General features: G+C 63.3%; 12 protein-coding genes. 7 read left to right on the forward strand and 5 right to left on the reverse strand.

Going from position 1 to position 21,747, the window contains the following annotated elements:
- Positions 1-139 precede the first annotated feature (139 nt).
- The 5 genes from ACVOLZ_RS09975 to glmS form a co-directional block, all read right to left on the reverse strand.
- Positions 140-1,273: a FecR family protein gene (locus ACVOLZ_RS09975; RefSeq protein ID WP_481515986.1), complete on the reverse strand. Its 1,134-nt coding sequence runs from the start codon at positions 1,271-1,273 to the stop codon at positions 140-142.
- A 40-nt stretch (positions 1,274-1,313) separates the two neighbouring features.
- The gene (locus tag ACVOLZ_RS09980) at positions 1,314-1,832 is read right to left on the reverse strand and encodes an RNA polymerase sigma factor (RefSeq protein ID WP_481508188.1); all 519 of its coding nucleotides are present in this window, start codon (positions 1,830-1,832) and stop codon (positions 1,314-1,316) included.
- A 243-nt stretch (positions 1,833-2,075) separates the two neighbouring features.
- The gene (locus ACVOLZ_RS09985; RefSeq protein WP_481515987.1) at positions 2,076-10,259 is read right to left on the reverse strand and encodes a fibronectin type III domain-containing protein; all 8,184 of its coding nucleotides are present in this window, start codon (positions 10,257-10,259) and stop codon (positions 2,076-2,078) included.
- Entirely contained in the window at positions 10,256-11,113 is an 858-nt protein-coding gene (locus ACVOLZ_RS09990) for a sulfotransferase family protein (protein WP_481515988.1), read from the reverse strand. Before ACVOLZ_RS09990 ends, ACVOLZ_RS09985 begins: the two co-directional genes overlap by 4 nt.
- Before the next feature lie 408 nt (positions 11,114-11,521).
- On the reverse strand, positions 11,522-13,354 hold the full coding sequence (glmS, locus tag ACVOLZ_RS09995; protein ID WP_481515989.1) for a glutamine--fructose-6-phosphate transaminase (isomerizing): 1,833 nt from the start codon (positions 13,352-13,354) through the stop codon (positions 11,522-11,524).
- Between the two features lie 215 nt (positions 13,355-13,569).
- Between glmS and ACVOLZ_RS10000 the strand changes: the two genes are divergently transcribed.
- From ACVOLZ_RS10000 to ACVOLZ_RS10030, 7 genes are all read left to right on the forward strand, one after another.
- Entirely contained in the window at positions 13,570-14,838 is a 1,269-nt protein-coding gene (locus tag ACVOLZ_RS10000) for an efflux RND transporter periplasmic adaptor subunit (protein WP_481515990.1), read from the forward strand.
- A 178-nt stretch (positions 14,839-15,016) separates the two neighbouring features.
- Positions 15,017-15,742: an ABC transporter ATP-binding protein gene (locus ACVOLZ_RS10005; protein WP_296247631.1), complete on the forward strand. Its 726-nt coding sequence runs from the start codon at positions 15,017-15,019 to the stop codon at positions 15,740-15,742.
- Between the two features lie 55 nt (positions 15,743-15,797).
- On the forward strand, positions 15,798-17,102 hold the full coding sequence (locus tag ACVOLZ_RS10010; RefSeq protein WP_481515991.1) for an ABC transporter permease: 1,305 nt from the start codon (positions 15,798-15,800) through the stop codon (positions 17,100-17,102).
- 122 nt (positions 17,103-17,224) lie between these two features.
- Positions 17,225-18,448, forward strand: coding sequence for an ABC transporter permease (locus tag ACVOLZ_RS10015; protein ID WP_481515992.1), 1,224 nt, complete (start codon positions 17,225-17,227; stop codon positions 18,446-18,448).
- A 22-nt stretch (positions 18,449-18,470) separates the two neighbouring features.
- On the forward strand, positions 18,471-19,781 hold the full coding sequence (locus ACVOLZ_RS10020) for an ABC transporter permease (RefSeq protein ID WP_481515993.1): 1,311 nt from the start codon (positions 18,471-18,473) through the stop codon (positions 19,779-19,781).
- A gap of 61 nt (positions 19,782-19,842) precedes the next feature.
- On the forward strand, positions 19,843-21,060 hold the full coding sequence (locus ACVOLZ_RS10025) for an ABC transporter permease (protein WP_481515994.1): 1,218 nt from the start codon (positions 19,843-19,845) through the stop codon (positions 21,058-21,060).
- 31 nt (positions 21,061-21,091) lie between these two features.
- Positions 21,092-21,574 (forward strand): nuclear transport factor 2 family protein, encoded by a 483-nt coding sequence (locus tag ACVOLZ_RS10030; protein WP_481515995.1) that lies wholly within the window; start codon positions 21,092-21,094, stop codon positions 21,572-21,574.
- The last annotated feature ends 173 nt before the right edge of the window (positions 21,575-21,747 follow it).

The following is a 21,747-nucleotide window of genomic DNA, read 5'->3' on the forward strand; positions in this document are numbered from 1 at the left end:
CCCCCGAAAGACATCGAATGGTTACCGAGCAACCGGAGCCGCCTTGCGCGGAACCAGCCTCTTGTTACATCCGTGTGTCCAAGTGCGGGAAAAGGGTACTCATGGTCGAAAATATTTTTGTGGACAGGCGCATTGCTGCTTACTGACGACTGCCGCGGTTGCCGATCACGCTGCGATCAGTCTGGCGGCTGACCTGCAGCTGCGAGCAGCATTCCAGGAACTGCAGGAAGGAATCGGCATCATCGGCATAGAACACGCCGCTGTAGCGCTGCTCGCGGATCAGCGGATCGGTGACCACGATGGGCCGCGGGTTGTAGCGGTTGAACTCACTGATGATGTCGGCCAGGGTGTCGTTGCGGAAACTCAGGCGGCGCTTGCCATCGGCCGGCGCGTTCGGTGCTTCCAGCGGCATCCGCAGCATGGCCTGCTGGCCCTGCGGTATGCGCGCCTGTTCACCGGCAGACAAAGCCGCCGGGCGGCCCAGCGATTCAACCTTGGCCTTGCCCGCCTCCAGCGTCGATGCATCATCGCGCCACAGCGATTCCAGCCAATTGCTGTTGGCGGTCACCTTCACCTTGCCCTCGCTGACCGCGACCAGCGTGCCAGAAGGCAGCCGATTGACGGTAAAGCGCGTCCCCACCGCCTGCACCGTGTTGTCACCGGCGTGCACGCGGAACGGGCGACTGCTGTCGTGCGCCACATCAAAGGTGGCCTCACCATCACGCAGCTCGATGTCACGCACGCCCGCACTGAAGCGCACGGCGATATACGAAGCCGGTGCCAAGGTGACCATCGAGCCATCGGCCAGGGCGATGCTGCGTTGTTCACCGACCGCACTGGCATACTGGTGAACCGGCACCTCCGGTTGCAGCAGGGTCCAGCTGCCCGCCAGCAGCGCACAGGCGGCAACGCCCGCTGCCAGCGCCCAGCGCAGCCTGCGGCGTCCACGTGCGGCAGGTTTGGGTGCCTGCGGCCTCGGTCCCGCAACAACGCTGGGCGCATCATGCAGCGGCACCACGTTGTCCATGGCCTGTGCCTGCGCCAGCACCGCGTCCAGGTCAAATGCCTGCAGCGCGGCGCTGGAGGCCAGCTCGCGCTGCACCAGCTGCGCCATCAGCAGTTCTTCCAGGTGCAGCGGCGAGCGCGCTACCCAGGCGGCAAAGCCGGCACGGTCGGCATCGCTGGGCGCAGCGCCCATGACGAGCAGCCACTCAGCGGCCTCGCGTGCGGCGCGCTCCCGGCTCTGTTGCAACGATGTGCGATAGATATTCATGGTTTCACCCGCCCTGCCTGTCGCAGGGTCCACATCCTGTTCATCGTTCCAAGCTCGCGCGTACATGCGCCAGCGCTTCGACACTGTATTTCTTCACCGTATGCACGCTCAGCCCAAGCTTCTGCGCGATCTGCGCATGGCTCAGGCCTTCGCGCCGCTCCAGCAGCAGCACCGCCAACCGGTTGGCCGGAAGCTGTGCCAGCGCATCGCCTACTTGCCGCTCGAAGAAGCCGCCGCCTTCACTGAAAGCCGCCTGCCCCGGGTTCTCGGATACAGCGTCCACCACGGTCGAGTCGTACAGCAACCGGCCCTGACGCTGGCGCATGTTGAACTCGCTGGCCACGTGCGCGGCGATGCCATAGATGTAGGCCAGCGGGTTGCGCACGGTTTCGATGCTCTGCACGCGCAGCAGGCGCAGATAGACCTCCTGCACCAGGTCACCCAGATCCTGCGCCTCGGCCACCCGCCGGCGCAGGTAGCGGTGCAGCTCGGCGCTGTAGTCGTGGACCGCGCGGGCAGCGAAATCGCGCCCGGGCTGGTCCTGTCCGGCCGGCTCCATCATCGTCTCCCGCCCGGACCTTGCCGACGGTGGCTTTCCCGCAACCTCATCACCCACTCCCAATGGCAGGGGCAACAGACACAGTGCCCCCTTGACCATGCAGTGCGTGGCAAGGGGCGATTTGGGTACTCCGGGTGCGCAATTCATTCAGCCAACAATCACCTTTGACCGCAAGCTTACCGGGGCTGGAACGACAACGCCCGGCGCGGGGCCGGGCGTTGTCGTCATCGGATCAGGGCGCGATCAGGGCCGGACCGGCACCCCGGGCATCTGCTGCGCCCCTGCACCCCGTCGGCATCGCCGGCCCTGGCAATCGTCAAGCCCGGCCTCACCCATCGCGCCCGCGCTGCCAACACCGGCACCGCCCTTGCCGTAGGTGATGCGCAGGCCAACACTGTTGCTGGAGGCACTGTTGCTGCCCTGGTCACGACCGAACAACAGCGAGATCAACCAGCCGCTACGGGTCTGCATGTCCAGGCCCAAGCCGGCGGTGAGCATGTTGTCGGCATAGCTCTGCATCTTCAGCAGATAGCCATCCGTGCTGGGCTGCTGCACGTAGTTCATCCATGCGTCACCGCTATTGGACAGGGACTGACGGTACTCCAGCTTCCAGAACGGCCGCAGCTGCAGACGTTCACCCTGCCAGCTGTAGCTGCCGTCAAAGCCCAGCGCCAGCCCACTATTGCGCACGGTCTGCCGCGCATACGCCAGGTCATACGCCTGCAAGCCATGCTCGCGGTAACCGTCCAGGCGGGTGTGACTGCCATCGAAGCGGCCATAGCCGGACAGGGTGGTGGCACCATGCTGCTGCTGATAGCCGAAGGTCAAGGCGCCGAAGGTCTGGCTGCCATCGCGCTGACCGACCGCAATGGCGTTGGCATCGCTGCTCCAGCGTGCGATGTCGAAGTCCAGACGCCCCTGCGCCAGCACACCATCAACAAACAGGTGTTCACCCGCACGCCATAGGCCATACATCGCCAGCGAGTACTGGTCGGCGTCCGTCCGCGAAGGTGAGTTATCCAATCGGCTGCGGTTGCGGCCAAGGCTGGCGGCCATACCCAGCAAACCGTTGTCGCCGTAGCTACGGTCCACACCCAGGCTGATGCCGTCGGTGTTGAAATCGAAGCCAGCGCCCTGTTGCTGACCACTGTTGCCAAACGTGGCCGTGCCCGACATCCAGCCGCCCCAACCACTGGGCATGCCGGTGAACTGGTTGACCGGCAACTGCACGGGAACCGACAAGGCCTGCCCGAGCAGGTCGCCCGCGTATGCCAGCGTCAATGTTGCCGACGACGGATTGCTGCCCGAACGCACCTGCTGCAGACGCGACTGGATGTTGCCCAGCTGCACGCGGCTGAAGCGCACGCTGGCATCCACCTGTGCCTGCAGGTTGCCGCGCACGCTGGCGTCAGCGGTCGGGTCAGGCCGTGCATTGACCGTCAGGGTCAGCTCCACGCTGGCCACGGTATACCCCCCCTGCGCGGCCTGGTGGGCGGTGAGGGTAGTACTGCCCTCACCTACCAGCGTCACGCTGCGACCACTGATCGTCGCCACACTGGTATCACTGCTGCTGAAGCTGAAGGCACCGGCACTGTTGCTGCTGGGATCAGGCAGGTCGAAGGCGGCCTCGCCATAGACCTTGTTGATGCCATCCAACCACGCCAGCGACGGCGCCGCAGCCGCAATGTCCACATGCAGCACGCCCTGCTGCGCCGCCAGGTACTGCGCGTTGCCGGCCTGGTCGATCGTCAGCACACAGGTGCCGGCATCCAGCATCGTCACCACATTGCCCGCCACGCTGCAGATCGCCGGTGAACCGCTGCCGTATACCAGCGGGTTGCCGGACTGCCCACCCTGTGCCGATACGAGGAACGTCGCACCCGTGGCGAACACCGGCTCGGCCGGATCGGTTGCCATGTCATGGATGACCTGCAGCCCAGCCTCCACCTTCAGGCTGAGGCTGGCGGTATCGGCAAAGCCATTCGCGTCCATCACCTGCGCGGTGAACGCGAACGTTCCGGCCACCTCCGGCACGCCACTGATTTCACCGTCCGCGCTCAACGACAGCCCTGCCGGCAGCTGACCGCCAGCAATGCTGTAGCTATAGGGCGCGGTACCGCCCTGGCTGCGCAGCTGGGTCCGGTATTGCTGCCCGCCAAACGCAACCATCAGTGCCGAGGTAGCCAGTTCCAGATCCGGATTGGTAACCACCAACGTATAGCTCTGTGGCGCCGTGAAGGGCCCGGCACCGTAGCTGCTGTCGGTACTGCTGACGGTGAACGTGAAGTTGCCGGTCTGGGTGGGCGTGCCACTGAGCAGGCCCCCACTCGACAGTTTCACGCCAGCCGGCAGGCTGCCCGACGTCACCGTATAGGTGTAGCCCTCAATGCCACCATGGGTGACCAGCTGGTGCTGGTAAACGGAGCTGGCTACAGCGTCCGGCACCGCGCTGTCCATCGACAAGCTGGGCGGGCCAACCATCACATTGACCATCGCCGTTGCGCTCGAATAGCCGTCCTTCACCTCATAGGTGAAGCTGTCGGGGCCGACGTAGCCCGGAGTCGGCGTATAGGTCAACCTGGTACCCAGGACATTGGCCGAACCATTGCTTGGGGCCACAAAGACGGTGACCGTCTGGTAGGCGCCGGTGACAGAAAGAGTGATTTCCGCCGCGGTGCCATAGGCAACGTTCTGCGTGACCGGATGGGCTTCAAGCAGCGGCACCATGAACAAGGTGTTCGAGAGCGCCGAAGGCGCGCCCGTACCGACACTGTTGATGGCTACCACGGAGAACGAATAGTGGACGCCCTTGGTCAGACCGGTCACGCGTATGGGTGAACCGGTTCCCACATAGGTGGCCCCGCCCACGGTAGCCGGGTGTGGCTGCACCTGATAGCCGGTGATAGCCGCACCACCATCGAAGGCCGGTACGTTGAAGCTGACCTCGGCACTCGTCTCGGACAGCATGGTCGCGCTGCCGATCACCGGTGCTGCGGGCACTACGGCCTGCACCACGAAGCTCTGGCTGACCCGTGCTGCCGGATCATGGCTGGCATCGCCCGCCTGGTCGGCATGCACGGTGCAACTGCCCACCGATACAAAGCTGAGCACATCATTGTTGATCGCACACACCGATGCGCTGCCAGCATCTACCGTCAGGCTCACCGGCAGGCCCGAACTGGACGTGGCACTGAGCATCGGTGTGGTGCCGAAGTCGTAGCTGCCCGCCACACTGAAGGAAATGCTCTGCGCGACCATCGGCTGCAGTGCGTTGGATGCAGCCGAAGCAGGGCTGTCACCGGCGCTGTTGCGTGCCAGCACGGTGAAGCTGTAACTCTGCCCTGCGGTCAATCCATCCACCGCAACCGGCGAACTGCTGCCCACGAACGGACCACCCGCTACGGCCGGTGAAGGCACCACTTCATAGTGCGTGATCGCAGCGCCGCCATCGAAGCCAGGTGCGGTGAAACTGATCCCGGCAGCGGTTGCCGATGTCATCGCCGCAACACCCATCACCGGCGCTGCCGGTGCCACCGCCTGCACCGTGAAGCTCTGGCTTACCTGGGCAGCCGGATCGTGGCTGCCATCACCGGCCTGATCGGCAAGCACCGTGCAGATGCCAACGGTTGCAAAACTCAGCACACCGTTGTTGATGTCGCACACTGCAGCAGCCGTGCCGGCCACCGACAGGCTCACCGCCAAGCCGGAGCTGGCGCTGGCACTCAGGGTCGGCGTCGTACCAAAGTTCTGCGTGCCCGGGTTGTTGAAAGTGATGCTCTGTGCCGTCATCGGCTGCACCGCATTGGAGGCAGCTGATGCCTGGCTGCCACCTTCACTGTTCCGTGCCAGCACAGTGAAGGTATAGCTCTGGCCCGCAACCAAACCACTGACCGACACCGGCGAGCCGGCACCAACAAACGGACCACCGGCTACGCCCGGCGACGGCATCACCTCGTACTGGGTGATCACTGCACCACCATCAAACGCCGGAGCGGTAAAGCCAACGTCAGCCACGGTCGGTGCACTGAGCGTGGCAGCACCGATAACCGGTGCCGCCGATACGACGGCCCGCACGCTGAAGCTCTGACTCACCCGCGCGGCCGCAGCATTGCTGGCATCACCATTCTGGTCGGCGTGGATGGTGCAGGTACCCACCGCCACAAAGCTCAGCGCGCCGCCGCTGCTGACGGTGCAGATATTTGCGGTGCCCGTGCTGAAGGTTGCCGCAAGGCCGGAATCCACCGTCGCGGTCAAGGTCGGTGTCGTACCGAAATTCTGCGCCCCCGGGTTGGCAAATGTGATGGTCTGGGCTGCGGTAGGTGTCACAGCGTTGGATGGGTTGGACGCCAGACCGGTGCCAACACTGTTGGTGGCCGACACGGTGAACTCATAGGGTCGGCCGTTGGTCAGCCCGGTCACTGCAATCGGCGAGCTGGTAGCACTGACAGGTGCAACATCGGCCGGAATGACAACAACGGTAAAGTCGGTGATGTCCACACCGCCGGTGAAGGCCGGGGCGTCAAAGGCCACACTGGCCACACCGTCACCTGCAGTGGCCACTGCATTCTGCGGTGCTCCCGCCCGTACAGCGATCACGGCAAAGTTCCGGGTGACCTGGGTTGCGGCCAGGTAGGAGCCATTGCCAGGTTCATCCGCGTTGACAGTGCAGGTACCCGCAGTCACAAAGATCAGCGCGCCACCAGAGGAGATGGTGCATACCCCGGGCGTGCCGGAAGAGAACGTCGGCGACAGGCCGGAGTCCGAAGTAGCCGTCAAGGTTGGCGTAGTGCCGAAGTTCTGTGCCCCCGGATTGTTGAAAGTGATGGTCTGGACTGCCTTGGGCGTGGCCGAATTGGAGGCACTCGACGCTGGGCCGGTGCCCGCGACGTTGTCGGCGGTGACGGTAAACGTATAGGGCTGGCCATTGGTCAAGCCAGTCACAACGATCGGTGAGCCCATGCCATTTACCGGGGCGACATCGGCCGGGCTGACCGTGACCGTATACCCGGTAATGCTTGTGCCACCGGTGTTGCTGGGCGCGACAAAACTGACGCTGACCTGAGTGTCGCCAGCGGTGGCCACCGACGAAGTGGGTGCACCTGCCACGACCGCGTTGACAGTGAAGGTACGGCTGACTTGTACCGCCGCCAGGAACGCGCTGTCGCCCACCTGGTCCGCCAGGATGGTGCAGCTGCCTGCGGTGAGGAATGCCAGCACACCATCGGTGGTGACGGTGCATACACCTGTCGTGGAAGAGGTGAAGGTCACCCCCAGACCGGACGTCGCCGAGGCACCGCCATTGACGACGCGGAGATCCGGCGTCGTGCCGAAGCTCTGTGAGCCCGGGTTGGCGAAGGTGATGGTCTGTGGCGAAGCTGGGACGACGGCGTTGCTGCTCCCGGATGCGCTGCCGGTACCTGCGGAATTGGTCGCGGTCACCGTGAAGGTGTAGGAGACACCGTTGGTCAGCCCGGTCACGGTCATCGGAGAGGATGAGCCTACTTTGGTAGACCCACCGGGGTTTGCAGTGACCGTATACCCGTTCGGCGTGATGGCCGCGCCACCGGTGCTTGCCGGTGCAGTGAAGGTCACCGTTGCCTGCTGGTCGCCCGGAGTCGCCGTACCGATGGCCGGCGCAGCAGGCACGATCGCAATGACCGTGAAACTACGGGTAACGGTAGAAGCAGCATTCGTCGACGAGTTACCCGCCTGGTCGGCATTAATGGTGCAGGTGCCTGCGGAGACGAAGGTCAACGCACCGCCACTGGTGATGGTGCAAACGCCTGTCGTAGACGAAGTGAAGCCAATCGCAAAGCCCGTTGCTGCCCCACTTCCTGCATAGGCAGAGCTGGCAGTCAGCGTAGGCGTAGCACCAAAGTTGTAGTCGGACGGCTGGGCGAAGGTGATGACCTGGTTGGCCATCGGGGTGGCGCTGTTTGATGCGCCGGACGCGCTGCCCGTGCCAGCGGCATTCGTTGCAGTCACGCTGAAGGTATAGGCCGTGCCGTTGGTCAAGCCGCCCACGATGGCCGTACAAGCCGCCGGCCCGGTACAGGTTCCGGTGGCACCGCCGGGGTTGGCAGTTGCCGTATAGCTCGTGATCGGCGAACCGCCGTTGCTGGCGGGTGCGGTGAAAGTCACCGTCGCCTGCGTATCGCCCGCCGTCGCAGTACCTATGGTCGGTGTTCCCGGTACGGCGGGGATTGCAACGGCATGGGGACTGCCACCGTTGTAGGACGGAATCAAATTTCCTGCATCATCGGCGATGTTGGTCGATCCGTTGAGATTCACCTTGATGGTTCCATTGCCAGAGATGCTGGCGATGTTCACGTCGACCGATGAACCGTTGGATGCGGATACGCTGGTAATGGTGCCGGTAGCGGTCCCCGTTCCCACCAGGGTGAAATCGTCGGTGGAGACATTCACCACGGCCTCATCGAAGGTCACGGTGAAGGCCATCGACGTATCGGTCGTCAATGGTGAACCGGAGACAGCGATGCTGGTGACAGAAGGCGGATTATTGTCCACCGTGGCATTGGTGGTGTCGGAAGTTACCGTCGCATTTCCCGCATTGTCGGTGGCAGTCACGCTGACGTTACGGTTGGTGGCATCGATGCTGCCGGAAACGATCGTATAGGTAGCCGTCCAGGTACCCGAGCTGTTGGTGGCTGCGACTGCCGCACCACCACCGAACGCGGTGAAGTTCACGGTGACGCTGGCCATGGTGTCGGCGTTGTTGTCACCGCCGGCGGTATTGTTCCAGGTGGCGGTAACCGTATCGCCGATCTTGTAGGCACCGCTGGTTCCAGTAGCGCCGCTGATGCTGATCCGCGCGTCTGTCACCGTTGGCGCGATGTTATCTACGATTGCATTGGTGGTATCTGCTGTGGTGGTTGTGCCGGCTGCGTTGGTCGCGCTGACGCTGATGTTGCGGTTGGTTGCATCGATGGAGCCCGACGTAATGGAATACGTCGCAGTCCAAGTATTGCCGCTGTTCGAGGCCGCTATGGCTGTGCCGCCGCCAAACTGGCTGAAATCCATGGTGACGCCGTTGATTCCGGAGTTGTTGTCACCACCGGCGGTGTTGTTCCAGGTCGCAGTAACGGTGTTGCCGATCTTGTAGGTGCCGCCGGTTCCGCTGGCACCGGAGATGCTTATGCGCGAGTCCGACACAACCGGCACCGGCCCCTGCGCACCGGTAACGGTGAAGTTCCGGAACTCGAAGAATGGCTTGGTCCCAGATCCAGAGCTGGTGTCGAATACAAGCTTGAAGGCTTTCAGTTTGACGCCCGAGAAGTTCACCAGCTGACCCGCACCGAATGTAAACGTCTCGTTCGCAGATCCGGTCCCGTTGATCGTTCCAGATACAACCGTGCTGTTATCCGGCTTTATGCCGACGATATGCAGGTTGGTAAATTGCCCCGATCCATATTCACCGGCCACAAGCCCGGCAAGCTCGAACGAACCGGTATTGGTGCCATCTGCTGCGACCTGAAAATAGGTCCCCGTGGTACTGGTGTTGTAACCCGTCTGCAGATAAGCAGCAAAAGGAGAGGACGAATAGATACTCACATTGGGGATCGGGCTACCTCCAGCATCTTTTGCCGTCAGGATGAAATCGGTCGAAGTGAGGTTTGCATTGTTGTCGACCCAGCCTGTCTGGAAGGTCTTTGTCCCGGAAGATGCCACAAGCACTCCCGAGAAATCTTTGAGGGCTTTTTCTGAGAACGCCAATCCGCTCTCGATGCCGCCCCGGCGTTCCTCCAGCTCCCAGTCCCCTCCAAGCGCCACGGCACCAGTGAGGTTGCTGGACGCAGCCACATCCATCCCGGTTCCACTGCGCACGATATCCAGCAGTGCGCCGCCATCGGCATTGGCAGCCAGATCACAGCCATAGAACAGCAGGTCCGCGCCTTCGCGCACCGAAGCACGCAACGCCTGCATCGTACCCAACTCTGCGTGCAGGGATTCGGCAGTGATGCGGCTGCTGCCCAGCTGCAACGCACCCGGGCTGGCATGCGACACCACATGGATCGCGGCAAGGTCCCGGTATCCCCGCAGCGCCTGCACCAGTTGCGGCAGCCCCGGACGACCCGCATCGATCTCAACCACACCGACACCGGGATTGAGTCCCGCATAAAGGGTGGCCCGGTCCTGCACCGAGCTGTCGATCACCACCAGCTCGGTGATGCCTGCATGCTGCTGGATGTCCAGCGTATCGCTGGACTGCTCGACAGCGGGCCGCTGCTTGTGGCTGCTGGCCTTGCCAAGCGGCAGGCTTGCGACAGCATCCCCCTGCCCCATCCGCATGTAGCTGCGTGGCTGATAGCCACCGCGCATCAGATAGCCCCCTGCAGAGGATGCGGCAGCGTGCGCCGAGAACGGGAGCAACAGCGTGGACAGTGCGCCGAGCAGTGCATGCTTCATGGGGTAGCCTTGGTGATGAGCGGAGCCTGGGTTTCGGAACGACGGGCGGCGATGATGCCGGCCGATGTGCCCGTCTGGTCCTGCCAAAAATCCATGTCCTGGTATTTGTTGAAAAGATCCGGCGGCAGGATGCTGCGACGGGCCTTGAACTCGACTTTGCGGCGCACGTCGTGCAGCCCTTTCACACCCAACTGCTGGTCGAAGCTTTCTTCGGCGTACTCGACGTTGTCGAAGTCGTGCGCGAATTCCGCTTCACCCAGGAACTGGTAGACCAGTTGCATGGTGCGCGCCGGGTGGCGGGTCAGCAGTTCGTAGTCCACCAACAGCAGGCGCTCGGAGAACTCGCCGTAATAGGCTTCCTTGAGCGCGGTCCAGGCACCGCCGACCACGCCACCGGCACTGATCAGCTGTTCGCAGCGGCTGTACACGGTCTGCCGTGTGGCCGGGTTGTACATGCGGCTGTAGTCGAACGGATTGCGCCGGTGGATGGCCTCGAAGCTGTCCATCACCCAGGCCGGGTTGCGAACGCAGCAGATGAGCTTGAAGTCCGGCACCAGACCCGCCAACTGGTGCATGCGTGCGGTCCACTGGCGGTTGGTGTCGAACACCAGCTGCACCGAGGTATCGGCGTAATAGGCATCAAGGATGGCGTTGCAGATGGCCTTGCGCTTGGCCTCGTCGAAGAACGCCGCCGATTCGCCGCCCGCGCCCATCTGCTCCAGCGCGCCATTGAGCAGGCCGGCGACCGGACTGCTCATGGCCGCATGGAAGCGTGGGTTCTGGCGCAGGATGCCGGCCAGCAGGGTCGAGCCGGAACGTGGCAGGCCGGCAATGAAGTGGTAACGCCGGCTCATGCGCGCAGCCCAACCGCCGCCGCGTGAGCAGCAGCCTTCGTCCAGCACTGAACGCGCACCACCCAACCTGGCGGCACGCCATTCGCAACACACATACAGCCCCCTGTCATGACATCCCCACCGGCGGCGCCGGTTTTTCTGCTGGCTCTATTAGGTAAACCGGCAAAAGCGGCGCGCGAACATCATTGCTTTTATGATGTTCATCACATTTTGCAACTGCCAATCCCGCGAACCATCGCGGTCGGCACTGTGAAGCAAAACCCCGGCACCGTCTGTAAGGGCCGCCCGGACACCCCACAAAGCAAAAGCCCGGCGCTGGGCCGGGCTTCGAGCAACGTCGGGGGAGAGAGGACCGGGCTGCTGGAAGTGATTATCCCTAGGCCCGGTTACGCTCCGGTGACACCTGCGTTACTCCACGGTAACGCTCTTGGCCAGATTGCGCGGCTTGTCCACGTCGGTGCCGCGTGCCAAGGCGGTGTGATAGGCCAACATCTGCACCGGGATGGTGTGGACGATGGCACTGAGCACGCCGGCATGGCGCGGGGTGCGGATCACATGCACGCCCTCGGAGGCATTGAAGTTGCTGTCCTGGTCGGCGAACACGAACAGCTCACCACCACGCGCACGCACTTCCTGCATGTTGGACTTCACCTTCTCCAGCAGACTGTCGTTGGGCGCGATCACCACCACCGGCATCTCCGCGTCGACCAAAGCCAGCGGACCATGCTTGAGCTCGCCAGCCGGGTAGGCCTCGGCGTGGATATAGGAGATCTCCTTGAGCTTGAGCGCGCCCTCCAAAGCGATCGGGTAGTGCAGGCCGCGGCCGAGGAACAAGGCATTCGACTTGCCAGCGAAACGCTCGGCCCAGGCGATGATCTGCGGCTCCAGGTTCAAGGCGTGCTGCACGCTGCCCGGCAGATGCCGCAGCTGCTCCAGATAGCCGCTCTCCTGCTCTGCGTCGACCTTCCCGTGCAGCTTGCCCAGCACCACGGTCAGCTGGAACAGCGCGGCCAGCTGGGTGGTGAAGGCCTTGGTCGAGGCCACGCCGATCTCCGCGCCGGCGCGGGTATAACAGACCAGCTCGCTGGCGCGCGGAATCGCGCTTTCCGGCACGTTGCAGATCGACAGCGTATGCGTGTGGCCCAGCGACTTGGCGTACTTGAGCGCTTCCATCGTGTCCAGGGTTTCGCCGGACTGGGAGATGGTGACGATCAGGTGCTTGGGATTGGCGTAGGCGGCGCGGTAGCGGTATTCGCTGGCGATTTCCACGCTGCATGGCAGCCCGGCGATGGCCTCGATCCAGTAGCGCGCAGTCAGGCCAGCGTAGTAGCTGGTGCCGCAGGCCAGGATCTGCACGCCCTCAATGTCCTTGAACACCGCTTCGGCGTTCTTGCCGAACAGGGCCGCCGGGAAACCACCAGCGTCAATCGCCGCCTCGATGGTGTCGGCCAGCGCGCGCGGCTGTTCGTGGATTTCCTTCTGCATGAAGTGGCGGTACGGGCCCAGCTCCAACGAGGCCAGCGATACATCCGACATGCGCTGTTCGCGCTGCGCCGGTGCATCATTGGCATCGAACACGCGCACGCCATGACGGGTCAGTTCGGCGGTATCACCTTCTTCCAGGAACATCACCCGCCGGGTGGCCTGCAGAATGGCCGACACATCCGAGGCGACGAAATTCTCGCCATCACCAAGGCCGACCAGCAGCGGGCAGCCCATGCGTGCCACCACCATGCGCTCGGGCTCGTTCTCGCTGATCACCGCCAACGCGTAGGCACCGGTCAATTCCTTGACCGTGCGCTGCAGCGCGCTGAGCAGGTCGTCGTGATCGGCCTTGAGGTGATGGTGGATAAGGTGGGCGATGACCTCGGTATCGGTCTGCGACTCGAACACATAACCCAACGCCAGCAGCTTCTCGCGCTGCTCCTCGTGATTCTCGATGATGCCGTTGTGCACCAGCGCCACGCCCTGGCTGATATGTGGATGGGCATTGGACTCGGTGACGCCACCATGGGTAGCCCAGCGGGTATGGCCGATGCCCATCACTGAATGGAACTGCTCGGCGATGGCAGCGTTTTCCATTTCAGCAACACGGCCGGTGCGGCGCACGCGGCGGATGTGCTCGGCATCAAGCACCGCTATGCCGGAGGAATCGTAGCCGCGGTATTCCAGCCGCTTGAGTCCTTCAATCAGTACCGGAACCACATCGCGATCAGCGATCGCCCCAACAATCCCGCACATGGCCTACCCATTGGTAATTACGAGCGGACATTCTAAGTCAGCTGGATCAGACAACCAGCGGACATGGCGGGACATCGGCACCCGGACACTGTCCGCGCGAGCGTCCGCGGACACCCGGACACTCACAACACTGAATGTTTTACAAATAAATTCAATAAGTTGGAGTTGGCACGCTGCCTGCTTAATAGATACCAACCCCAGCAGCGAAGCCGACGATGATCCGCGACACCTCCGCCCAGGACCAGGTAAGTACCCAGCGCCCGCAACCCGTGTGGCGGCGTTACATGTGGCCTGCCGTGATCACCGCGGTGGTGGTGGCAGGCATCGGTTACGTCGTCAGCAACTGGCTGGGCGCAAGCCGTTCCTTCGACGGTGACCGCCTGCGCATTGCCGAGGTCAAGCGCGGCGACCTGGTCCGCGACATCGCTGCCGACGGCCGCGTCATCGCCGCCAACAGCCCCGTGCTGTATGCCATCTCCGCCGGCACCGTGACCCTGAAGGTGGTCGCCGGTGACGTGGTCAAGCAGGGCCAGGAGCTGGCGGTGATCGACAGCCCGGAACTGCGCAGCAAGCTGGCGCAGGAACAGGCCACTCTGGCCGGCCTGGAAGCCGAAGCCAGCCGCGCCGCACTGGACGCCACCCTGGCCCGTGCCACCGGCGCCAAGCTGTCCGACCAGGCCGGGCTGGTGCGCGTCGCCGCCGAGCGCGACCTGCAGCGCTACCAGCGCGGCTTTGATGGTGGTGCGGTACCGCAGGTCGACCTGGCCAAGGCCCAGGACGAATTGAAGAAAGCCCAGATCGAACTGCAGCACGCCCAGCAGGACGCCAGCCTGCAGAGCCAGGGCGCAAGTCTGGACGCACGTAACAAGCGATTGATGGCGGATCGTCAGGAAGCCGTGGTAGCTGAAGTGAAGCGCCAGGTAGATGCACTGACCCTGCGCGCCCCGTTCGACGGTCAAGTTGGCCAGGTCCAGGCCACCCAGCACACCCAGGTCGCCACCAACGCACCGATCCTGGGTGTGGTTGATCTGTCGCGCTTCGAAATTGAAATCAAGGTGCCGGAGAGCTTCGCCCGTGATCTGGCGATCGGCATGCCGGCCCAGCTCACCAGCGGCTCCGGCCAGCCGTTCCCGGGCGAGATCGCCGCGGTGTCGCCGGAAGTGGTCAACGGCGAAGTCGTCGCCCGCCTGCGCTTCTCCGACAAGCAGCCGCCGGGACTGCGCCAAAGCCAGCGCATGAGCGCACGCATCCTGCTGGACACCCGCAACAACGTGCTCAAGGTCGAGCGCGGCCCGTTCGTCGAACAGTCCGGTGGTCGCTACGCCTATGTGGTCAGCGGCAGCACAGCGGTGCGCCGTCCGATCCAGACCGGTGTCAGCAGCCTGGGCGAAGTTGAAATCGTCTCCGGCCTGCAGCCGGGCGAAAAGATCGTTGTCTCCGGTGCCGATCTGTTCGGCGACATCGAACGCGTGTCGATCAATTGATTCAAAGCTGGGAATCGGGAGTCGGGAGTCGGGAATTGAAGAAGCTGCAATCGTCCGGGTTGTCGTGAACCCCGCCGCCAACGCTGAAACGCTCGACTCCCTCGCCCCCGTCCAACTGCTGCTCTGCTTCACCGTCCCGCTCCACCTTCCACATTCCCCGTCGCTGAAAGGAATACCCATGCTCCATATGCAATCCGTCTCCAAGGTCTTCCGTACCGAACAGGTCGAAACCCATGCGCTGCGTTCGCTGGACCTGCATGTGCGCGAAGGTGAGTTTGTCGCGGTCACCGGCCCGTCGGGTTCGGGCAAGACCACCTTCCTCAACATCGCCGGCCTGCTGGAAACCTTCACCAGCGGCCAGTACCTGCTCGACGGCCAGGACGTCAGCCACCTCGGCGATGACGCCCGCTCGCGCCTGCGCAACCAGAAGATCGGCTTCATCTTCCAGGGCTTCAACCTGATCCCCGACCTCAACCTGTTCGACAACGTCGATGTACCGCTGCGCTACCGCGGCATGCCTTCGGCCGAGCGCAAGCAGCGCATCGAAAAGGCCTTGAGCGATGTCGGTCTGGGTTCACGCATGAAGCACTACCCGGCCGAACTGTCCGGCGGTCAGCAGCAGCGTGCTGCAATCGCCCGTGCCCTGGCTGGTAGCCCGCGCCTGCTGCTGGCCGACGAACCGACCGGCAACCTCGATACACAGATGGCACGTGGCGTGATGGAGCTGCTGGAAGAGATCAACAGCCAGGGCACCACCATCGTCATGGTGACCCATGATCCGGAACTGGCTGCACGCGCCCAGCGCAACGTGCACATCGTCGACGGCCAGGCCACCGACCTGATCCGCGAGCCGGTGCTGGCACACGCCGCACGCATCGCCGCCGTTGCCGACAACCAGGGCTGAGCCCCATTCCCTCCATCGTCGCCACGCGCAGCGCCTGAGCTGCCAAGGATCGTCCATGTTCAGTTACTACTTCAAACTTGCGCTGCGCAGCTTCGGCCGCAACAAGATCCTGACCGCGCTGATGGTGTTGGCCATCGCGCTCGGCATCGGCGCGGCGATGACCACCCTGACTGTATTCAAGGTGCTGTCCGGTGATCCGATCCCGCACAAGAGCGATCGTCTGTTCTATGTGCAGCTGGACCCCTATACCAAGGAAGGCTACAAGCCGGGCGAAGAACCCGAGATGCAGATGACGCGCTTCGACTCCGAAGAACTGCTGCGGCAGAAGAAGGCGCCGCGCCAGGCAATGATGACCGGCGGCGGCGGCATCGTCGATCCGCGCATCGACGCACTCAAGCCCTTCAGCATCAGCATGCGCTACACCTCGGCCGACTTCTTCCCGATGTTCGATACGCCGTTCGCGTTCGGCCAGGGCTGGAGCAGCGACGAGGACCAGGGCCGCAGCCGCGTCGCGGTGATCAGCGACACCCTCAATGACAAGTTGTTCAAGGGCGAGAACAGCGTCGGCAAGGAAGTGCTGGTCGAGGGCAATGCAATGCGCATCGTCGGCGTGCTCAAGGAATGGAAGCCCGCCCCCAAGTTCTACGACCTGTACTCGGGCAAGTTCGACTCCGAGGAGGATGTCTACCTGCCCTTCAGCACCGCACTGGAGCTCAAGCTGGGTCGCAATGGCAGCATGAACTGCTTCGGCCGCGAACTGGTCAATGACGCCACAGCAGTGAACGTGCCGTGCTCGTGGATCCAGTACTGGGTCGAGCTGAACTCGCCCGGCGATGCCAAGGACTTCAAGGCCTACCTGGACAACTACTCCGAACAGCAGCGCGCTGCCGGCCGCTTCGAGCGCCCGGCCAACACCCGCCTGCGTGATGTCATGGACCTGATGGAATACCGCAATGCGGTGCCTGGCGACGTGCGCCTGCAGATGTGGCTGGCCTTCGGCTTCCTGCTGGTCTGCCTGGTCAATACCGTTGGCCTACTGCTGGCCAAGTTCCTGCGTCGCAGCGGCGAGATCGGCGTACGCCGTGCGCTGGGTGCCAGCCGCGCAGAAATCTTCAAACAGTGCCTGATCGAGGCCGGCACGATTGGCCTGGCCGGCGGCCTGCTGGGCTTGGTGTTTGCGCTGTTCGGGCTGTGGGCAGTGCGTCAGCGGCCGGCCGAATACGCCTCGCTCGCCCACCTGGATGGCTCGATGCTGCTGGTCACCTTCGCCCTGGCCGTGTTCGCCAGCATGCTCGCCGGCATCCTGCCTGCCTGGCGTGCCATGCAGGTAACCCCGGCACTGCAGCTCAAGAGTCAGTAACGCCATTACCCCCTCCCCTGCGCAACGCGCAGGGGAGCGTTGGGGAGGGGCGCAGTTGCTCTCGCCCTCGCCACTCCCAACCAAATCCCATTCCCAGCTCCACGCTTCCCCGGAGAAACCTCATGGAAATCCGCCCCATCCTCTCCACGCTGTCGCGGCACAAGACAGCCGCCGCACTGATCGTGCTGGAGATCGCGCTGAGCTGCGCCATCATCTGCAACGCACTGTTCATCGTGTCGCAGCGCATCGACGCAATGCAGCTGGCCAGCGGCATCGATGACAACAACCTGATCGAGATAGGCCTGAGCGGTATCGGTGAGCAGGTTGATGCCGACGCCCGCACTGCCGAAGACATCGCCTCGCTGCGTGGCATCCCCGGCGTCGAGAGCGTGGCCATCATCAACCAGCTGCCGTTCCAGGGCGGCTCCTGGAACACCTCGCTGGCAATCACCGCGGAGCCCGAAGCACAGTCGATCAATGGTGCCCAGTACATGGTGGGCGAGAACGCGCTCAAGACCCTGGGAGTCAAGCTGGTCGCCGGCCGCGACTTCAATGCCGATGAGTACCAGAGCAGCGACGTGCTGGAGAAAGTGGAAGACCTCGGCAAGCTCAAAGCGCCGGCCATTCTCACCGAAGCCATGGCCAAGCAGTTCTTTCCGGACGGCAATGCGGTTGGCAAGACCCTGTACATGGCCAACATCCCGGTCACCGTGGTTGGCGTGGCGCAGACCCTGCTACGTCCGAACATGCAGGACAACAACCGCACCCACTCGCTCATCTTTCCGATCCGCATGAACTTCTCCAACGGCGGCCGCTATATCCTGCGCGTCACCGAGCAGGGACGCCGTGACGAAGTGCTGAAGCAGGCAGTGGCGACGCTGGAAAAGAACGATCCCAATCGCTTGATTTACAGCAAGCAGACCGTCGAAGAAAAGCGCGCCAAGTATTTTGCCAATGACCGCGACATGATCGGCCTGCTGCTGATCGTCAGCGGCCTTCTGTTGCTGGTGACCGCACTGGGCATCATCGGCCTGGCCAGCTTCTGGGTGCAGCAGCGCACCAAGCAGATCGGCATCCGCCGCGCCCTGGGTGCTACCCGCGCGCAGATCCTGCGCTACTTCCAGACCGAGAACTTCCTGCTGGCCGGTATCGGCATCGTGGTCGGCATGTTGCTGGCCTACCTGCTCAACCAGTGGCTGATGGGCCGCTACGAGCTGCCACGCTTGCCGCTGCTGTATCTGCCGGTTGGCGCGGTGCTGCTGTGGCTGCTGGGCCAGATCGCGGTGTTCGGCCCGGCCCGCAAGGCGGCATCGATTCCACCGGCGGTGGCCACCCGCAGTACCTGATCCGTCGGTTCAAGGAAGCGACATGTTCGGCTATTACCTGCAACTGGCGTGGCGCGGCTTCGGCCGCAACAAGGTACTGACCACCTTGATGGTGCTTACCATCGCGGTAGGTATCGGCGCGACCATGACTACCCTTGGCCTGTACTTCGTATTGTCAGGGGATCCGATTCCAGGCAAGAGCCAACAGCTGTTCTACCCGCAGCTGGAGCCGCGCAGCCTGGGCAAGGACGCCACGCTGGAATCGGATCCTTTGGCGCAGATGACCCGCTACGACGCAGAGGAGTTGTTACGGCAGAAGCGCGGCGATCGACAGGCGCTGATGTCAGCCGGCTCGGTGACGGTGCTGCCTACGGGTAGCGCCGCACAGCCGTTCCGGGTGATGACGCGCTATACCTCGGCTGACTTCTTCCCGATGTTCGAAGTGCCGCTGGCCGCTGGCGATGCATGGAGCGCGGCCGATGATGATGGCCACGCCTTGGTTGCGGTCATCGACCGCAAACTGGCGCAGCGGCTGTACGGCACGGAGGACGCCATCGGCAAGCAACTGCGCCTGCCGCAAGGTGTGTTCCAGGTGGTCGGCGTGCTTGGCAACTGGAACCCGACGCCGCGCTTCTATGACCTCACCAGCCAGCGCTATGGCGGTGACGAACAGGTCCTGCTGCCGTTCTCCACCTCGCGCGCACTGACCCTGGATACCCAGGGCAGCATGAACTGCTGGGGCAGCAGCGAAGATGCCGAAGGCAATCGCGGCCTGACCGCGCCCTGTGCCTGGCTGCAGTACTGGGTGCAGCTGGACACTCCGGAGAAAGCGCGCGATTACCTGAAATACCTGGCTGACTATTCCGATAGCCAGCGCGCCAGTGGCCGCTTCGAACGCCCCACCAATGTGCGTCTGCATGACGTGATGGGCTGGCTGGACTTCAACCGCATCGTACCCAACGACGTGCGCCTGCAGATGTGGCTGGCCTTCGGCTTCCTGCTGGTCTGCTTGATCAACACGGTGAGCCTGCTGCTGGCCAAGTTCCTGCGCCGCAGTGGCGAGATCGGCATACGCCGGTCGCTGGGTGCTTCGCGCAGCGACATCTTCAAGCAATGCCTTGTCGAAGCCGGTTCCATCGGGCTGGCCGGCGGAGTATTGGGGCTGGGTTTCGCGGCGATGGGCCTGTGGCTGATCCGCCAGCAACCGGACGAGTACGCACAGTTGGCGCAGATGGATGTCACTACCCTTTGGATGACCTTCGTTCTGGCCGTTGGCGTGAGCCTGCTTGCTGGGCTGCTGCCAGCTTGGCGTGCAATGCAGATCCCGCCTGCATTGCAGCTCAAGAGCCAATGACGCGATGGCATTGAATCCATCCAGCGACCAACGGCAGCTTGCGCCGCCACGGAGAACTCCCTTGGACATCCGTCCCATCCTGTCGATGCTATCCCGGCACAAGATCGCCGCGCTGCTGGTCATATTCGAGATCGCGATCAGCTGCGCCATCATCTGCAATGCGGTTTTCATCATCAGCAACCGCATTGCGCAGATCCAACTGCACAGCGGCGTGGCCGAAGACGAACTGGTCTATCTGGCCACCAGCAGCCTGCTGCCTGACGTCAACTACGATGCCCTGCGCAAGCAGGATCTCGCCGCACTTGCTGCAGTCCCCGGCGTGAAGGCGGTCAGCAGCATCAACCAGATTCCCTATGGCGACAATGTCTGGGGCTCGGGCATACGCCTGCAGCCTGACCAGAGCCGCCCCAGCGTGCATGCCTCCAACTACATGGACGACGGCCAACTGCTGCCGACCTTCGGCCTGCAACTGCGCGAAGGCCGTGGCTTCAAGCCCGACGAGTATCTGGAGAACAGCGCCTTCGCTGCTGGCGACGGCGCCCCGTCGGTACCCAGCGTGCTTTTGAGCCAGTCGCTGGCCACATTCCTGTTCCCAGATGGCAATGCGCTGGGCAGCAACATCTATGTCTGGGGCAGCAAGCCCACCCAGGTGGTTGGCGTGATCGAGGACCTGCTGGCTCCGGGCGAGGCCGCGGAGTTCGGCAACCGCTTCAACAGCATGGTGTTCCCGATCCGGGTCTCCAACGGCGCCTATGCGCTGCGCACCAGTCCGGAGCAGCGCGAGGCAGTACTCAAGGCCGCCATTGCTGCGCTCAACAAGGCCGACCCCAACCGCATCATCGAGCAACAAGGAACGCTGTCGCAGATGCGCGACGACTTCCATCACCGCGATCGCTCGGTGATCTGGCTGCTGCTGGCGGTGAGCATCGCGCTGCTGGCGGTGACCGCCTTCGGAATCGTCGGCCTTGCCAGCTTCTGGGTGCAGCAGCGCACCCGCCAGATCGGCATCCGCCGCGCCCTTGGGGCTACCCGCAAGCACATCCTTCGCTCCTTCCAGCTGGAGAACCTGCTGCTGAGCAGCGCCGGCATCGTCCTCGGACTGCTGCTGGCCTATGCGCTGAACCTGGTGCTGATGAGCCAGTACGAGCTGCCGCGCCTGCCGCTGATCTATCTACCCATCGCAGCGCTGCTGCTGTTGCTGCTGGGCCAGCTCGCCGTACTTGGGCCCGCACGACGCGCGGCTGCGGTGCCACCTGCGGTTGCCACGCGTGCCGCCTGATCCTCTTCCAATGTCCACCGGAGTCGCCTCGATGAAAACCAAGTTGCCGTCCCTGCTGCTGATGCTGTGCTCGCTGCTGGTGATCCCAGCGCATGCAGCCGATGCTGACAATGCCAGCCTGCACGACACCATCGCCGCACTCGACCACGGCATGTTCGACAGCTTCAACCATTGCAGCGATCCAGCCCAGTTCGAAAAGCACGCCAGCTACTTCGACCCGGCAGTGGAGTTCTACCACGACAACGGCGGTGTCACCTGGACCCGCGAGGCAATGCTGGCAAACACCCGCAAGCATGTCTGCGGCAACTACACCCGGCAGCTGCTGCCAGGCACCCTGGAAGTGTTTCCGATCAAGGATTTCGGCGCGATCGCACGCGGTCAACACCAGTTCTGCGACCTCAAAGGTGAACACTGTGACGGTCTGGCCGACTTCGTCATCATCTGGCGGCTGCGTGATGGTCAGTGGCAGGCAACGCGCGTTCTGAGTTACGCGCATCGCGCAGCAACTCCTTGAACCAAGTACTGGACGACTGCTGACACCGGCGCTTCGGCAAAGACGACTCACCGGAGGGCAAAAAAGAAAATTTACAAAAAAGCCACAACCAACACACACAACGGGGTAACCCCAACCAACACAGCCGGCCAAAAGGTATATGGTGAAATAAACACCCCCCCCGCGGCCCCCCA

Source organism: Stenotrophomonas sp. STEN020 (assembly GCF_056760195.1).

What these genes read in the sequence shown, in the direction of transcription:
- ACVOLZ_RS09975 (WP_481515986.1), bottom strand. Translation starts at nt 1,273, where the DNA reads ATGAATATCTATCGCACATCGTTGCAACAGAGCCGGGAGCGCGCCGCA.
- ACVOLZ_RS09980 (WP_481508188.1), bottom strand. Translation starts at nt 1,832, where the DNA reads ATGGAGCCGGCCGGACAGGACCAGCCCGGGCGCGATTTCGCTGCCCGC.
- ACVOLZ_RS09985 (WP_481515987.1), bottom strand. Translation starts at nt 10,259, where the DNA reads ATGAAGCATGCACTGCTCGGCGCACTGTCCACGCTGTTGCTCCCGTTC.
- ACVOLZ_RS09990 (WP_481515988.1), bottom strand. Translation starts at nt 11,113, where the DNA reads ATGAGCCGGCGTTACCACTTCATTGCCGGCCTGCCACGTTCCGGCTCG.
- glmS (WP_481515989.1), bottom strand. Translation starts at nt 13,354, where the DNA reads ATGTGCGGGATTGTTGGGGCGATCGCTGATCGCGATGTGGTTCCGGTA.
- ACVOLZ_RS10000 (WP_481515990.1), top strand. Translation starts at nt 13,570, where the DNA reads ATGATCCGCGACACCTCCGCCCAGGACCAGGTAAGTACCCAGCGCCCG.
- ACVOLZ_RS10005 (WP_296247631.1), top strand. Translation starts at nt 15,017, where the DNA reads ATGCTCCATATGCAATCCGTCTCCAAGGTCTTCCGTACCGAACAGGTC.
- ACVOLZ_RS10010 (WP_481515991.1), top strand. Translation starts at nt 15,798, where the DNA reads ATGTTCAGTTACTACTTCAAACTTGCGCTGCGCAGCTTCGGCCGCAAC.
- ACVOLZ_RS10015 (WP_481515992.1), top strand. Translation starts at nt 17,225, where the DNA reads ATGGAAATCCGCCCCATCCTCTCCACGCTGTCGCGGCACAAGACAGCC.
- ACVOLZ_RS10020 (WP_481515993.1), top strand. Translation starts at nt 18,471, where the DNA reads ATGTTCGGCTATTACCTGCAACTGGCGTGGCGCGGCTTCGGCCGCAAC.
- ACVOLZ_RS10030 (WP_481515995.1), top strand. Translation starts at nt 21,092, where the DNA reads ATGAAAACCAAGTTGCCGTCCCTGCTGCTGATGCTGTGCTCGCTGCTG.